At 42.0% G+C, this 17170-nt stretch carries 9 protein-coding genes; 6 read left to right on the top strand and 3 right to left on the bottom strand.

Translation table 11 applies throughout. The features are described from left to right. Positions 1–519 precede the first annotated feature (519 nt). A complete protein-coding gene (ppdK, locus tag BMW53_RS04290; RefSeq protein ID WP_038558657.1) occupies positions 520–3222 on the bottom strand; it encodes a pyruvate, phosphate dikinase in 2703 nt (900 codons plus the stop codon). Between the two features lie 824 nt (positions 3223–4046). Here ppdK and clpB point away from each other — a divergent pair. Continuing rightward, a complete protein-coding gene (clpB, locus tag BMW53_RS04280; protein WP_038558664.1) occupies positions 4047–6635 on the top strand; it encodes an ATP-dependent chaperone ClpB in 2589 nt (862 codons plus the stop codon). Positions 6636–6682: 47 nt separating this feature from the next. On the opposite strand, the gene BMW53_RS04275 is transcribed toward clpB, so the two are convergent. After that, complete coding sequence (locus BMW53_RS04275; RefSeq protein ID WP_051567842.1) at positions 6683–7027, bottom strand: Hpt domain-containing protein; 345 nt, start codon at positions 7025–7027, stop codon at positions 6683–6685. 181 nt (positions 7028–7208) lie between these two features. Between BMW53_RS04275 and gcvT the strand changes: the two genes are divergently transcribed. The 5 genes from gcvT (at position 7209) to BMW53_RS04250 (ending at position 15781) form a co-directional block, all read left to right on the top strand. Beyond that, a complete protein-coding gene (gene gcvT / locus BMW53_RS04270; RefSeq protein WP_038558669.1) occupies positions 7209–8294 on the top strand; it encodes a glycine cleavage system aminomethyltransferase GcvT in 1086 nt (361 codons plus the stop codon). A 612-nt stretch (positions 8295–8906) separates the two neighbouring features. Further along, complete coding sequence (serC, locus tag BMW53_RS04265) at positions 8907–9974, top strand: 3-phosphoserine/phosphohydroxythreonine transaminase (RefSeq protein WP_038558672.1); 1068 nt, start codon at positions 8907–8909, stop codon at positions 9972–9974. A 70-nt stretch (positions 9975–10044) separates the two neighbouring features. Next, positions 10045–10965 (top strand): NAD(P)-dependent oxidoreductase, encoded by a 921-nt coding sequence (locus BMW53_RS04260; RefSeq protein ID WP_038558676.1) that lies wholly within the window; start codon positions 10045–10047, stop codon positions 10963–10965. Positions 10966–11159: 194 nt separating this feature from the next. Continuing rightward, positions 11160–12410: a DUF1015 domain-containing protein gene (locus BMW53_RS04255; RefSeq protein WP_038558680.1), complete on the top strand. Its 1251-nt coding sequence runs from the start codon at positions 11160–11162 to the stop codon at positions 12408–12410. Positions 12411–12805: 395 nt separating this feature from the next. Further along, a complete protein-coding gene (locus BMW53_RS04250; protein ID WP_051567843.1) occupies positions 12806–15781 on the top strand; it encodes a PEP/pyruvate-binding domain-containing protein in 2976 nt (991 codons plus the stop codon). A 139-nt stretch (positions 15782–15920) separates the two neighbouring features. Here BMW53_RS04250 and BMW53_RS04245 read toward each other — a convergent pair whose 3' ends face one another. Next, positions 15921–16571: a DUF4878 domain-containing protein gene (locus tag BMW53_RS04245; RefSeq protein WP_038558685.1), complete on the bottom strand. Its 651-nt coding sequence runs from the start codon at positions 16569–16571 to the stop codon at positions 15921–15923. Positions 16572–17170: the final 599 nt, after the last annotated feature.

Genomic DNA, 17170 nt, shown 5'->3' with positions numbered 1-17170 from the left:
ATTAGTACGATTTGAAACAAATGCGACACATTGGAAAGCACTGAATTTACTTGCATTTACCGTGATTTTACTACGTAAACTTTAAACAACTTCATTAAAAACAACCTCTATAAAATATAAAAGGAGCACAAAATTTGTGCTCCTTCCCGGATTCCATCATCTTATTTTTTATCACAGTGACTAAGGGAAATGGGACAGTGTATATTGAAGTAAAATGTGTTGAAAGTTAGAGGATAAAAAATAACTAAGCAGAGGAGAGGAAATATAGTTCAGCGTTTGTGATGTGAATGTGTCTAACGAATGTGAATTTATTTTACGCTTTATTTCCATTGATGGATCCTTTAGTTGTTATGGCAAAGTTCGGAAAGAACAAGCAAAAAAAATAGCGTAGAATTACTCGATTTTAACCAGGTAATTCTACTTGGTTTTATCAGGTAGTTTTACCTGGTTTTTAATTACAGGGCAAAAAAAAAGAGCCACTCCGAAGAGTAGCTCTTAATTATTTAACAGTAGTAAATTCTACTTTATATTTGCTTGCGCGGCAGCTACACGTGCAATCGGTACACGGTACGGAGAACAACTTACGTAGTCCATGCCAACACTGTCGCAGAACATTACTGATGAAGGTTCGCCACCGTGCTCGCCACAAATACCAACTTTTAAATTCGGTTTTGTGCTGCGGCCTCTGTCAACACCCATTTTAACAACTTGTCCAACACCTTCCTGGTCGAGTACCTGGAACGGATCGTTTTTCAGAATACCTTTTTCAATATAAATTGGTAAGAATTTACCGGCGTCGTCGCGCGAGTAACCAAATGTCATTTGCGTAAGGTCGTTTGTGCCGAACGAGAAGAATTCAGCCACTTCAGCCACTTTGTCGGCAGTAACAGCAGCACGCGGAATCTCGATCATTGTTCCAACCATGTAGCTACATTCAGCACCTTTTTCTTCAAAAACTTTTTTGGCAGTAGCGTGAATAATATCGGCCTGAAGTTTTAATTCTTTTACAGTACCAATAAGCGGAACCATAATTTCAGGACGTGCATCAACACCTTTTTGCTTCAGGTTAACGGCAGCTTCAATAATGGCGCGTGCCTGCATTTCTGTAATTTCAGGATAAGTATTTCCTAAACGACATCCACGGTGACCCAACATTGGGTTGAATTCGTGCAGATCTTCTACCAGTGCTTTTACCTTTTCAACAGAAATGCCCATTTCGTCGGCCATCTCTTTTTGGTTGGCTTCTTCGTGCGGAACGAATTCGTGTAATGGCGGATCAAGCAAACGAATTGTTACTCCGTAACCGGCCATCGCTTCCAGAATTCCCTCGAAATCTTCACGCTGGTAAGGCAATAATTTATCTAATGCCTTGCGACGGTCAACTTCGGTTTTAGCCAAAATCATTTCGCGCATCGCTTTAATTCTTTCGCCTTCGAAGAACATGTGCTCGGTACGGCAAAGACCAATTCCCTGTGCTCCAAAGTCGCGTGCAACTTGCGCATCGGCAGGAGAGTCGGCATTGGTACGAACGGTCATACGTGTGAACTTGTCGGCCAGATCCATAATTTTTGCGAAGTTTCCGCTCAATTCAGGATCCATAGTCGCCACTTTACCGTCGTAAACTTCTCCGGTCGATCCGTTTAACGAAATCCAGTCGCCTTCTTTAAATTCTTTGCCGTCGATGGTCATAATGCGGGTTTTGTAATTGATTTTTACAGCACCGGCACCCGATACACAACATTTTCCCATACCGCGGGCAACAACTGCAGCGTGCGATGTCATACCTCCACGAGCAGTTAAAATACCTTTGGCAATGTTCATTCCTTCCAAATCTTCAGGCGATGTTTCAACACGTACCAAAACAGCTTCCGGATATTTGTTGGCTTCATCAGCAAAGAATACAACTTGACCGGTTGCTGCACCTGGCGATGCCGGCAAACCTTTAGTCAATACTTTGGCAGCTTTCATTGCAGCTGTATCAAAAACAGGGTGAAGCAATTCATCCAGTTTCGCAGCGTCAATTCTTTGCAATGCTGTTTTTTCGTCGATACGACCTTCTTCGAGCATATCAACAGCAATATTTACCATGGCCGCACCGGTACGTTTTCCGTTACGGGTTTGCAGCAACCACAGTTTGCCTTCCTGAATGGTAAACTCAAGATCCTGCATATCGCTGTAATGGTCCTCAAGTTTTTGCTGCGTTTCGTTCAGCTGAGTATATAGATCTGGCATTGTTTCTTCCAGCGATGGGAATTTTGAAGCACGTTCTTCCTCTGAAATACCCTGAAGAGCAGCCCATTTCAACGAACCTGCTTTGGTGATTTCCTGAGGTGTGCGAATTCCGGCAACCACATCCTCGCCCTGTGCATTTATAAGGTACTCGCCGTTAAATACGTCTTCTCCGGTTGCAGCGTCGCGGGTAAATGCAACTCCCGTTGCCGAGCTTTCGCCCATGTTCCCAAATACCATTGCCTGAACGTTTACGGCAGTTCCCCACTCGTCAGGAATTTGCTCCATTCGGCGGTAATAAATAGCCCTTGGATTGTTCCAGCTACCAAATACGGCTGCAACAGCGCCCCAAAGTTGTTCCCACGGATCGGTTGGAAAATCTTTGCCGGTAACTTTTTTAACAGCAGCTTTAAAGCGGTTAACCAACTCCTGCAAGTCTTCAGTAGTGAATTGTGTATCTAATGCAATGTCTTTTTCTTCTTTCAGCTGATCGATAATCTCTTCAAAAGGATCGTGCTCTTCCTTGCTCGCAGGTTTCATATCCATTACCACATCGCCGTACATTTGTACAAAACGACGGTAGGAGTCCCATGCAAATCGTGGATTACCCGATTTTTTGGCAATACCTTCAACGGCATCGTCGTTCATTCCCAGGTTCAAAACGGTATCCATCATTCCGGGCATCGACGCACGTGCACCCGATCTTACCGACATCAAACATGGATTTTCCTTGCTGCCAAATTCTGTTCCTGTTAATTTCTCAACCAGTGCCACTGCGGCCTCAACTTCTGGCTTTATCAGGTCGAACGTTGCTTGCTGACCTTTTTCATTGTACATGGTACAAACTTCTGTTGTAATCGTAAATCCGGGAGGAACAGGTACGCCAATAAGGTTCATCTCCGCAAGGTTGGCACCTTTGCCTCCTAGAAGGTTTTTCATGTCTGCTTTACCTTCTGCCTGTCCGGCTCCGAAAGTATATACATGTTTTGTCATAAAATTGAAATTTTAGTTATAATAAAATAGAATTAGATTCATTATTGAAAGGACGCTAAAGTAACTTTATTTTTCCACTTTAGAAAGTTTTTGAACTGCTTTAAGTCCTGTTTTATAGGCATGTATCGTAATGTATTTAAGCATTGTGCTATTTGTATATGTCTGATTTGCTTTAATAGCATATTGTTCGAATAACTACTGTTTTTAATGCTAATGTTTTTTCGTTCTGTTTCGTTATATGTTTCTCCGAACGTATAATAATCTGTTTTGTTTACACCGCTGGCGGCAAGTTTATGTCTTAAAACTAAACTGTTAACATTCTTTAACTTCCGTTGATACGCGTTAACTAAAATGCGCCGTATTTTTGTAGCATAGAATTTGAATAGTTTAAGTGTTTTTTCATAGAGAATAGATTTGGTTAGGTTAGGAAACAGAGATGATATAAACGTCTCTGTTTTTTTATGCCCTACTTTTTGAAGAAGATATACTTTCCGTTTTCTTATCTAAAAAAATGCTGATTTCGTACTTATAACATTCTTTAACTTCCTTTTAAACGCGTTAACTAAAATACGCCGTATTTTTGTAGCATAGATTTGAATAGTTTAAGTGTTTTTTTCATAGAAATAGATTTGGTTAGGTTAGGAAACAGAGATAATGTTGATTGTCTCTGTTTTTTTATACTCAAATCTGCCACTTTTTCATACAAGTTTCCACTTTCCTGAAAATGTTTCTGTATATTTTTGTGTTGTTGTGACATTCTGTCTGCCAGTTTGTTATGGCTCGAAAGTTGCTTTTGTTATCCACGAATTTTAATACATAAAGCCATGAATTTTAATAATTTTACCATAAAATCGCAGGAAGCCATTCAGCAGGCTTTTCAAATTGCCCAGGGAAATAACCAACAGGCAATTGAAACTGGTCATATTCTTCGCGGAGTACTTCATTCGGCCGAGAATGTAACTGGATTTTTACTTAAAAAACTGGATGTTAACCTTACTATTTTCACACAGGCGCTCGATCAGATAATTCTATCGTATCCAAAAGTGTCAGGAGCGGAGCAGTACCTTTCTTCCGGTGCCAATCAGGCCTTGCAAAAAGCACTTGGGTTGGCACAGGAAATGGGCGACCAATATGTTTCGGTTGAGCACATTTTAATGGCATTGCTCGAAGTAAAAGATAATACCAGCCGGTTGATGAAAGACAATGGTATTGCAAAAAAAGAGCTGAAGCTGGCCGTTGAAGAATTACGAAAAGGATCGAAAGTTGACAGCCAGACTGCAGAAGATAAATTCAATTCATTAAATCGTTTTGCCATTAACCTGAACGAACGTGCCCGCTCGGGTAAACTCGATCCGGTTATTGGTCGCGACGATGAGATTCGCCGGATTTTGCAGATTCTCTCGCGCCGTACAAAAAACAACCCGATTTTGCTTGGTGAGCCGGGAACCGGAAAAACTGCAATTGCCGAAGGATTGGCGCACCGTATTGTGCGTGGCGACGTGCCCGAAAACCTGAAATCGAAACAGGTATTCTCGCTGGATATGGGAGCCTTGGTTGCCGGCGCAAAATACAAAGGTGAGTTCGAGGAGCGTTTAAAAGCGGTGGTTAACGAAGTGGTGCAATCGAATGATGAGGTGATTTTGTTTATCGACGAGATTCACACGCTGGTAGGCGCCGGAAAAGGAGAAGGAGCAATGGATGCGGCCAATATTCTAAAACCGGCACTGGCGCGTGGCGAATTGCGCGCTGTTGGAGCAACAACCCTGGCCGAGTACCAAAAATATTTCGAGAAAGATAAAGCGTTGGAGCGTCGTTTCCAGATTGTGCATGTTAATGAGCCGGATACATTAAGCGCCATTTCAATTTTGCGTGGTATTAAAGAGAAATACGAGAATCATCATAAAGTGCAGATTAAAGACGATGCAATTATTGCGTCGGTTGAATTGTCGCAGCGCTATATTTCCGATCGCTTTTTACCCGATAAAGCCATCGATTTAATGGATGAAGCGGCTGCAAAACTGCGCCTGGAAATTGATTCGGTGCCGGAAGAACTGGACGAAATTCAACGCCGGGTAAAACAGCTGGAGATCGAACGCGAGGCCATAAAACGTGAAAATGATACCAAAAAACTGAATTCGCTTAACGAAGAAATCTCAAATCTGAAGGAAGAACAATCGCAACTTCGTGCCAAGTGGCAATCAGAGAAATCGGCAATTGAAGCCATTCAGAAGAAGAAAGAAGAGATTGAAACCTACAAGTTTGAAGCTGAACAAGCCGAGCGAGAGGGAGATTATGGTCGGGTGGCCGAGTTGCGCTACGGAAAAGTAAAAGAGGTGGAGGCCGAAATTGAAAAGCTGCAGGCCGAGCTGGAGGAAATGAAAAAAGGCGAGAACCTGATAAAAGAAGAGGTTGACACCGAAGATATTGCCGAAGTTGTGGCCCGCTGGACCGGTATTCCGGTGTCGAAAATGTTGCAGAGCGAACGCGAGAAGTTACTGCACATGGAAGACGAGCTGCATAACCGCGTAATTGGTCAGGACGAAGCAATTGTTGCCATTTCGGATGCCGTGCGCCGCAGCCGTGCCGGTTTGCAGGATGAAAAACGCCCGATCGGTTCTTTCATATTCCTGGGGACAACGGGTGTTGGAAAAACCGAGCTGGCAAAAGCTTTGGCTGAGTACCTGTTCAACGATGAGAATATGATTACACGTATCGATATGTCGGAATACCAGGAGAAATTCTCGGTAACCCGTTTGATAGGTTCGCCTCCGGGATATGTTGGTTACGACGAAGGTGGTCAGTTAACCGAGGCTGTGCGCCATAAACCTTATTCGGTGGTACTTTTCGACGAGATCGAGAAAGCGCACCCCGATGTTTTTAATGTGTTGCTTCAGGTGCTGGATGATGGCCGATTGACGGATAACAAAGGCCGGACAGTAAACTTTAAGAATACCATTATTATAATGACATCGAACCTCGGATCGCAAATTATTCAGGAGAATTACGAAACTATGAATGATGCAAATGAGTTTCAAGTGCTGGAACAAACGCGTAACCAGCTGCTAGAGATGTTGCGGAAAACAATACGGCCGGAGTTTCTGAACCGTATTGATGAAACCATCGTATTCACACCGCTATCGAAAGAAGCCATTAAGGAAATCGTTCGCTTGCAGTTTGAGCAAATTGTAAAACGTTTGGCCTCTAGCGAGCTGAAAATTGAATTAAGCGAAAAGGCAAACGAGTGGTTATCGACCGTTGGTTACGATCCGCATTTTGGAGCCCGTCCGGTAAAACGTGTACTTCAGCGGTTTGTGCTGAATGAATTGTCGAAACGGATACTTTCGGGCAAAGTGGATAAATCGAAACCGATTGTAATCGATTATGAAAATGATTCGTTGGTTTTCAGCAATTAAAAGTGCATGATATAAGCAAGACGGCTCTCATTAGGGAGCCGTTTTTTTTACAGTAATTCCTCCACTTCGGGAGTGGCAGCCTGTAACTGATTGATGGCATCTTCAACCATTTTCGGCACATCGTTCAGGTTGCCGGCTTCACATTCCAGTTGAATATTTTTCAGTAACGTTCCGGTATCATCCATCCCAAATGTCATTGCCGACGATTTTGCAGTGTGAGCTTCGCGTGCCAGTCTTTCCCAGTTTTTTTCTTGCAGGAATGAACTCATGTTCGTCACGAACTCATTAATTTGTTCCAGAAAAATTTCGGCCATTTCTTTAATAAACTCTTTGTCTCCACCCGCAAGTGTTTCTAGCTGAGATGGATTGATGTGTTGAAATATATTGTCCATGTTGTTTTTATGATTGCGGAGAGCAATTTAGCAAAATAAACGGGAAAGCTTTTTGTGCTGTTGCTGATAAAATTCATATTTGCACTGTTTTTGAATACATAGTTTTGCTGTACGATATCACACTTCGAAGAATAAACGGTTCGCGAAACATGCTGAATCGGTTCACAATTGAAAAATTAAGATGAAAACAACTGCATTTAATTCGATACACAAAAAACTGGGCGCCAAAATGGTGGAGTTCGCCGGATATGAAATGCCCATTGAATATAGTGGCATAAAAGATGAACACATGACCGTGCGCGAAGGCGTTGGTGTATTTGACGTATCGCACATGGGCGAATTTTGGGTAAAAGGCCCGAAAGCTTTGGATCTGGTAGCCAAAATCATATCAAACGATCCGCGGGTTCTTACGCAAGGGCAAGCACAATACAGCTGTTTTCCGAATGGCAAAGGCGGAATTGTTGACGATCTGTTGGTGTATTTCTACGAGCCTGAAAAATATATGCTGGTAGTTAACGCTGCCAATATCGAAAAAGACTGGAACTGGGTGGTGCAGCAAAATGAAGAGATTGGTGCCGAGCTGGAAAATGCTTCAGATGAAATCAGCCAGTTGGCCATTCAAGGGCCAAAAGCAACCGAGGTATTGCAAAAATTAACCGATGTAAACCTTTCAGAAATAAAATTTTACACTTTCGTTACCGATAAATTTGCCGGAGTTGATGAGGTGATCATTTCTGCAACAGGTTACACCGGAGCCGGTGGTTTCGAGTTGTATTTCAGAAACGATGTGGCCGAAAAAATTTGGGAAGCCATTTTTGAGGCCGGTGCCGAAGCCGGTATCAAACCAATTGGTTTGGCTGCCCGCGACACGCTTCGTTTGGAAATGGGATATTGCCTCTACGGAAACGATATCGACGATACAACATCGCCGCTGGAAGCCGGATTGGGATGGATTACCAAATTCAACAACGGTCGTAAATTTATCGATCGCGAATTTTTAACCATGCAAAAAAACGAAGGTGTTACCCGCAGGTTGCGCGGTTTTGTACTTACCGGAAGAGGAATACCACGCCATGGATACGAACTGGTAAATTCAGACGGCGAAACCATTGGTGAAGTTACCTCGGGAACCATGTCGCCGGTATTAAATAAAGGAATTGGAATGGGATATGTCGCCAAAGAGTACTCGGCTTTTGGTACCGGTATTTTTGTAAAGATTAGAAATAAAGTTATTCCGGCAGAAATCGTAAAGCTGCCTTTTATCTAAACAATAAAACAAATTAAACTAAACTTAGCCGTCTGTGTTTCGCAGGCGGCTTTTTTGTTGATAGATGTTTATATAAAAGCAAATGTTCACGCAAAGATCGCTTAGTTTTCGCAAAACACGCAACGCAGATTCTTTTAGCTTTGCGCTTCTTCTTTTCTTTGCGCGAAACGATTTTAGTTGCATTTCATTTCTGTTGGTGATTACAGCATATTATTAGTGTTTTTTGTTTTAAATGGGTAATTATTTCTGTTAAATCATCAATCAACATTTGTTGATCGAAATTCATCATTCAATATTCCATGTTTGGGTTCTATTTAAATTCTTTTTAAATATTACACCGAAAAAATCATTTATTGTGGAAAATAGGGTATTGTTGTCTGGAATAAGATATTTTTGTTTTAAATAACAGATTGATACCGACAGCGTTAACGTCAGGGAGACAGTAGAAATGATATTAGTCAGTTGTTTTTGTGTTGTTAATCAGTGTTTTAAAACTCATAAAAATAAAATAAACTTGATTTTTCTCATCGGCTAAACAATCACTATTTATGACCTTTATAGTGGTGTTTAAAAGGTAAAAAATTTAATTACTCACCTTAATTGTTGTATTATATGAAGAAGCACAATTTTTACGCAGGACCTTCAATTCTGCCCGAATTTACAAAAGAAAAAACTGCTGAGGCTGCTCTGAACTTTGCCGGAACCGGACTTTCTGTAATGGAAGTTTCGCACCGTAGTAAAGAGTTTGTTGCTGTTATGGACGAGGCAGTAGCTTTGGTAAAAGAATTACTTAAAGTGCCCGAAGGTTATTCGGTTCTTTTCTTGCAAGGTGGTGCCAGCACTCAGTTTTTAATGGCTCCATACAACTTAATGGATAAAAAAGCTGCATATTTAAATACAGGAGCATGGTCGAAAAAAGCCATTAAAGAAGCTAAGTTCTTTGGCGAAGTGGTTGAAGTGGCTTCATCGGCCGACACCATTTATAACTACATCCCAAAAGGTTACGAAGTTCCTACGGATGTGAGTTACTTCCACTATACATCAAACAATACCATTTACGGAACACAAGTTCCTACACCGGATGTTGACGTGCCTTTGGTAGCCGATATGTCGTCTGATATTTTCAGTCGCCCAATCGATGTTTCGAAATACGACTTGATTTATGCAGGTGCACAGAAAAACCTGGGGCCATCGGGAGCAACGTTGGTAATTGTTAAGGATGCAGCACTCGGTAAAGTTGAGCGCCCAATTCCAACCATGTTGGATTACACTACGCATATCAAGGCTGAATCGATGTTTAATACACCTTCAACGCTTCCTGTGTTCGCCTGTTTGCAAACCTTAATCTGGTTGAAAGAAAACGGCGGAGTGGAAGCAATGGAGCAAAAGAATATCGAAAAAGCAAAAGTACTTTACGATGAAATCGATCGTAATAAACTATTTCAGTGTACCGTGTTGGCACCGGAAGATCGTTCGTTAATGAACGTAACTTTTATAATGACTCCGGAGTATGCTGAATTGGAGAAAGAGTTTCTGGAATTCGCTACTGCAAAAGGTATGTTGGGAATAAAAGGACACCGCTCAGTTGGTGGTTTCAGGGCTTCAATTTACAATGCAATGCCTGTTGAAAGTATTCAGGCTTTGGTGGATGCCATGCAAGAGTTTGAAAAAATGAAGTAATTCTATTTATAAAACTAAAGAAAATGCAGGGCAGGTGTCCTGCATTTTTTCTACCTAAATTTTATGAGTAATGAGAAAAATCTTAATAGCTACAGAAAAACCATTTGCCCCGGTTGCGGTAAAAAAAATCAGTAAAATTTTTGAGAAAGCCGGTTACGAGCTTCAGCTGCTCGAAAAATACACCGAAAAACAAGAACTGTTGGATGCTGTTGCCAATGTTGAGGCGGCCATTATTCGTAGTGATAAGTTCGACAAGGAAGTGTTAAACGCAGGTAAAAACCTGAAAATTGTGGTACGGGCCGGTGCCGGTTACGACAATGTTGATCTTGATGCGGCAACCGTCAACAATATCGTGGTAATGAACACCCCCGGACAAAACTCGAATGCCGTAGCTGAGTTGGCCATCGGACTGGCCATTATGGGATTACGCGAAATGTATTCCGGAAAACCCGGTGGCGAAATGCGTGGCCGCACACTCGGATTACACGGTTTTGGTTACGTTGCCCGAAACGTTTTTCGCATTGCCCGTGCCATGGGAATGAAAGTAATTGTTTATACCCGTTACAGCAAAGGTGCTGCCGCAGCAATCGGACTGAAAGTTGCCAAATCGCTCGAAGACCTCTACGAAAAGAGCGATATCGTTTCCATTCACGTTCCGGCGCGTGGCGAGCACATTAAATCGGTAAGTTCAGAGGTTTTGTGCCACTTAAAAGATGGCAGCATTTTGGTAAACACCGCCCGAAAAGAAGTGATTAATGAGCCCGATCTGGTAAAATGTATGGAAGAAAAACCCGGAATAAAATACATGTCGGATCTTACACCCGATTGCGAAGCTGAGTTTGAAGAGAAATTCCCGGGAAGATTTTTCTTTACACCTAAAAAAGCCGGTGCACAAACTGCCGAAGCCAACCTGAATGCAGGTCTGGCTGCCGCTCAGCAAATTGTCGATTTCTTTGAAAATGGCGACAACACACACCAGGTAAATAAATAGCTTGTTTTGTGGCACTTCGTGATTCTTTGTGCCTCCTTTGTGCAACTTTGTGGTTAAAATTAGTGCGTAACATGTTACGTTAAGTCAAAGTTGCACAATGAATTATTTCTTTAAATAAATGTTACAAATAGAAACCGGATTTATATTTTTGGCAATATAAAAATCTGGTTGTCTATAAATTTAAAATCAAAACAATGGCGATAATAAAACCATTCAAAGGACTGCGTCCACAGAAAGAAATTGTTGAAGAACTGGCTTGTCTTCCTTACGATGTGATGAATTCGGAAGAAGCAGCCGTAATGGCTGAAGGAAAAGAAAAATCGTTACTTCGAATTACAAAAGCCGAAATTGAATGCCCGGGAGTGGAAGATATTCACTCGGAAACGGTGTATAACAAAGCCGTTGAAAATTTCAAAGCATTTCAGGAAAAAGGGTGGCTGCAAAGCGATGCCGAGGCCAAATATTATATTTATGCACAAACCATGAATGGGATAACACAGTACGGAATTGTAGGTGCTGCCGCCTGTGCCGATTACGAAAATGGCATTATTAAAAAGCACGAACTTACCCGCCCTGAAAAAGAGGAAGACCGTATGGTTTTAACACGCTATCTGAATGCCAACATCGAACCGGTATTTTTTGCCTACAAAGCTGTGGCTGAAATCGACGCAATTGTAGAAAACATTGTAAAAAGCAAAACTGCCGATTACGATTTTACCGCTGAAGACGGATTTGGTCACCATTTCTGGACCATCGACGATGCAGAAACAAATGTCAAACTGGAGCAACTTTTTGAAGAGAAAGTTCCGTTTACATACGTGGCCGACGGTCATCACCGAACTGCAGCAGCAGCACGAATTGGTGCCGAAAAAACGGGGCAGAATCCAAATCATAAAGGCGATGAGGAATACAACTATTTTATGGCGGTACACTTCCCCGATAACCAATTGCAGATTATCGATTACAACCGCGTGGTAACCGACTTGAACGGATTATCAGAAGTTGATTTCCTTGCTGAGCTTTCGAAAGGTTTCGACGTGGAGAACATGGGAACTGAGATCTTTAAACCATCGGCATTGCACGAATTCAGTTTGTACATGGCCGGAAGCTGGTATAAACTAACTGCTAAAGAAGGAACTTACGATGATTCAGACCCGATTGGAATTCTGGATGTAACCATCCTTTCTAACCAGGTGCTCGATCCGATTTTGGATATCAAAGATTTGCGTACGTCAAAACGTATCGACTTTGTGGGAGGTATTCGTGGTTTGGCAGAGCTGAAACGCCGTGTTGATTCGGGCGAAATGAAAGCAGCTTTTGCGTTGTACTCTGTTTCCATGCAGCAACTGATAAACATTGCCGACAGCGGAAACATTATGCCGCCAAAAACAACCTGGTTCGAACCCAAATTGCGCTCGGGTTTGGTTATTCATAAATTAGACTAAACATTAAAAGTCAAAGGACGTCTTCTTTCAAAAAGATGACATCCTTACAGCATGAGCAAAAAATAGTATATCCCGGTTTGTCAGTTGGCAGACCGGGATTTTGCTTTTCATGTGTGTACGCGCTTAGCGCATTTTGCTCTCCAAAACACATTGAAGATAATAGATCGAAAGTTCACGGAGAGGACGCAAAGTTTTCGTAAAGCGCCTATTTTAGACTCTTCCGGATAGATATCTTTGCGGACTTTGCGCTTCTTCTTCTTCTTTTCTTTGCGTGAAACGATAATTTCCTCATTGCATTCCTGTTTGATATTTCAGTGAGTCATGAATGTTTTTTCCACCTGTCATTCTTCAAAAACCAAAATTTCCCTAACTTCAAAAGCTAAATTTGATCAGTAATGGACATCGACAATATATCTTTATCTACCATTTACAAAAAGCGCAAAAACGACCGCGATATTTTCCAGGAATTAATGCCCACCAAAGTAAAAGAAGTGCTGCTGGTGGCTACGCTTTACGACTCGTATTCTATTGTTCGCGAAGGGCAGTTCAGCGATAAAATATTTGGCGAATACCTGCAATTAAACCTCTATGCAGCGCCGCGTTTTACCAGTGTGCATACCCAGGAAGAGGCTTTGTTGATTTTGCAACACCGCGATTTCGATTTGATAATTGTGATGGCCGGAATGGACAAAAATACACCGGTTAAAACAGCCCGCGCTATCCGAAATGTGCGCCCGGCAGTGCCTTTGCTGTTGTTGGTGAATAATAATGCCGACTTGCGTTTCTTCCAGGCCGAGCGCCGAAAACTCGATTTTATCGACCGCATTTTTGTGTGGAACGGCAACTCGAATGTTTTTATGGCCATGATCAAATACATCGAGGACAAAAGCAATGTGGCACGCGATACGCAAAACGGTAGCGTTCGGATAATTCTTTTGGTGGAAGATAGTATTCAGTATTACTCGCGCTACCTGCCAATGCTTTACACCACGGTAATGACCCAAACTCAGGTTTTGGTGAATGAGGATGCTACTGATGAGTTGCATAAAATTTTACGCATGCGCGCTCGGCCAAAAGTAATTTTGGTTGACAATTACGAGGAGGCGGTGAAATTTATTAACAGCTACCGACGGTATATGCTTTGTGTAATTTCGGATGTGAAATTTGAACGAAATGGAGTAGAAGACGAAGATGCGGGTATCGATTTGCTGAAGTTTACGCAAACTACCCGAAAATTCCCGATTCCCCTGCTTTTGCAATCGCACGATATTTCGAATGCGCAACGCGCCAAAGAGGTGGGGGCCGATTTTATCAATAAAAACTCGGAGAGCCTGTCGATGGACATTTTCAATTTCCTGTACCGGCGACTGGGATTCGGAAACTTTGTTTTTAAAGGCATGGACGGTTTGCCCATTGCGCAGGCAAAAAATCTGGTAGAGTTCCAGGAAAAATTCAGGGATATTCCTGAAGAATCGTTGCAATACCACGGAAGCCGAAACTCTTTCTCCACCTGGCTAATGGCGCGTGGCGAAATCAATCTGGCTGAATTGCTGATGCCGATTCAGATGTCGGATTTTGATTCGCCCGAAGAACTGCGACAATTCTGCCTCGATAGTTTTAAAAAAATACGTTTCGAACGCTTGCGGGGTACCATTGTAAATTTCGACTCGGAGTTTGTGTCGTCAAGCCGGTTTATTGTGCGTATGGCAAAAGGATCGCTGGGCGGCAAGGGGAGAGGTATTGCTTTTATTTGCAATTTTATCGAGAACATCGACTTTGCGAAATTGATCCCTGAGATGAATATCCGTATTCCGTCAACATCGATTATTGGTGCGCTGGAGTTCGATAAGTTTATTGAAACCAACAACCTGTACGACGATATTTATTCGTTTAACGATTATAGCGCCATCCGAAAACATTTTCTGGAATCGGAGTTCGATGATAAGATCCGAAAAAGGCTGATCGAATACCTTAAAAAGATTAAAAGGCCGCTGGCAGTGCGCTCGTCGGGATTGTTCGAAGATTCGTTGCTGCAACCCTTTTCGGGTGTTTATGCCACTTACCTTATTCCGAATAATCATCCCGATTTGGAGGTGCGTTACCAGCATCTTGAAATGGCCATTAAGCTGGTTTACTCCAGTATTTTTACCGAATCGGCACAGGCGTATTTCGATGCGGTAAACTACAAAATTGAAGAGGAAAAAATGGCGGTGGTCATTCAGGAAGTGATTGGCCACGAGTACAACGATAAATATTACCCTACGCTTTCGGGCGTGGCGCAGTCGTATAATTATTATCCCATTGCCTACATGGAACCCGACGATGGTTTTTCGGTTGCGGCCGTTGGCCTCGGAATGTATGTGGTTGGTGGCGAAAATTCGTTCCGTTTTTGTCCGAAATATCCAAACTTAAATGCTTCGTCGTTAAAAGATCAGTTACGCGATACGCAGAAACAGTTTTATGCCATCGATTTGTCGAATCCTGATTTTGACCTGGCGAGCGACGGCGAAAATGCCGCCATCAAAAAATACCGCATCAAAGAAGCCGAAAAAGATGGAACACTGGAACATTCGGCATCTACTTATTTTATCGAAAATGACGATCTGATACCGGGAATACAGGGGCCGGGGCCAAAGGTTATTGATTTTGCCAATATATTAAAGTACAACCATCTGCCACTTGCCGATGTGTTGCAGTTGCTGCTAAAACTGTTTAAGGAAGCCATGGGGTCGCCGGTGGAAATTGAATATGCCATAGATTTGGAGCCGGCAGAAAACGGCAAACCAACGCTTTATTTACTGCAGATAAAACCACTTATCCGCATCGAGGAACAGGTGGAAGTAGATATTGAAATGGTGGATGACGACAAAGTGTTTATGTATGCCGAGCACGGAATGGGCAATGGTAAAATAAAGGATATTTACGATGTGGTTTTTGTCGATCCGGATAAGTTCGACAAGATGAAAACCCGGCAAATGGCGCAGGATATCAGTGTTTTGAACGACTGGTTTGATGAGCAGGAACGCCCGTATATTCTTATCGGGCCGGGGCGCTGGGGATCACGTGATCCGTTTACCGGAATCCCGGTGCTGTGGGCGCACATCTCAAAAGCCAAAATTATTGTAGAAATGGGCTTGCCCGATTTTCCGCTCGATGCTTCGCTGGGCTCGCACTTCTTCCACAATGTAACGTCAATGAATGTGGGCTACTTTTCGGTGCCACACAATTCTCGCACTGCAAAACTAAAAATGGAGGCATTGAAAGAACAGCCGGTGCTTCACGAAACCGAATTTATAAAACATGTGCAGTTTGAACAACCACTTACCATTTTAATGAACGGGCGCGACCGACGTGTTTTGATTCACTGCTAAGGGTTTAGTGCATATGGAGGAGCGGATTGTCGCCCGATTACCTGTCCGCATGGCTAGAGGAATCAGGAGAGAATCTGCCGTAACTAAAGCTGCAGAGCCCTATCATGCTTTAAGACCACTTGGTATAAGCTGGCTTTGTTTAAAAGTTGCTAATGTACCATTTGTTAAGTCTCTTAACCAAATGCATTTGTTCAAGTTTATTAGAAGAAGGACCAAATGCTATTTCTATAATCGCGGTACTATCATTGGTGCTTATGTTGTTCATAATTCGACCATTTTTAAATTGCTCTGCCATTTCTTTCTGGCTTTCACTTGGTAACATTTCAATCATGCAGATTGAAAAAGCATCATTATCGTATTCACCATAGGGGTCTAGTAAGTATCTCATTTTAGAATAATCTTCAGTTTTAGCAGCTTGAAAAATCTGTTCAATTGTTCCTTCTGGTGTGTTTTGGAATTCAAAAGACTGGAACATATTAGATAATGCAATTTCATTCTCAATTCTAGATTTCATAAATTCAATTTGACTAATAAGCTGTTTTTGTTCTGCAAGTTGAGTTTCTTTTTCTGTCTGAGTTCTACCTAGTTGCCATTCATTAATCTTTGCCAGTTTTTGTTTCTGTGATGAAAGGTTTTCTTCAAGGGGCTTTAAGATATTATTCAGTTTCGTAATTTTCAATGATTTTCCTACTTCAATTTTTTCTTTATGTATTCTTTCAATTTCCGCTTGGTTAGAATTGCAGTAGCATAGTGTAACAATCGCAATAATTGCAAATAAATTTTTTTTCATGTTAATTTATTTATGTGAAGTTTTAAGTTTTTCGAATAGCTTGCTTATAACCTATGTGCATGTGTAAGGTGTAACACATGTTTTTGCATTGTATATGCATGTAATCTGTCGCTGTACAGGTTTTTATTGTGTGGGAACACACTGGTTTGGGGTGTTGTTTTGTGTAGATTAAAATTCAATGTATTCGGCAATTTTGGTTTTAAGGCATTAAATAGAATTGTTTTTTTGTAATAATTTAAAAAACGGTTTGGTGGCCTAAACTATTAATTAAAGGGCTGTAAGATAATTGGTGGAATAAAAACTATTTATAGGGGATGTTGCCATATGCACATCCCGTTTTTTGTGCAGAGGATTCCTCCCGATGTTTCAATCGGGACAGGCACTTCGCCAAAGGGGGACTAAACAGCCGCGTCCTCTTCTGTAAAAGGAGGTGTCCCGATGTTTCAATCGGGACGGAGGATTCAGATTACTTCTCCCGACTCGTTTCACTCCTCGCGATCGTAATGACAGCGAACGGTGAGAAGTCAGGGCAGCGGACAACAAACAATCGTGCCGGGGCGAATCATGTCATTGTCCGCTGCCGGCAATACTCACTAAAC

The organism is Draconibacterium orientale, assembly GCF_900111425.1.
In the GTDB taxonomy this organism is placed as follows: Bacteria; Bacteroidota; Bacteroidia; order Bacteroidales; family Prolixibacteraceae; genus Draconibacterium; species Draconibacterium orientale.
The sequence above is the reverse complement of the archived record's forward strand: the minus strand, read 5'-3'. Positions and strand labels throughout refer to the sequence as shown.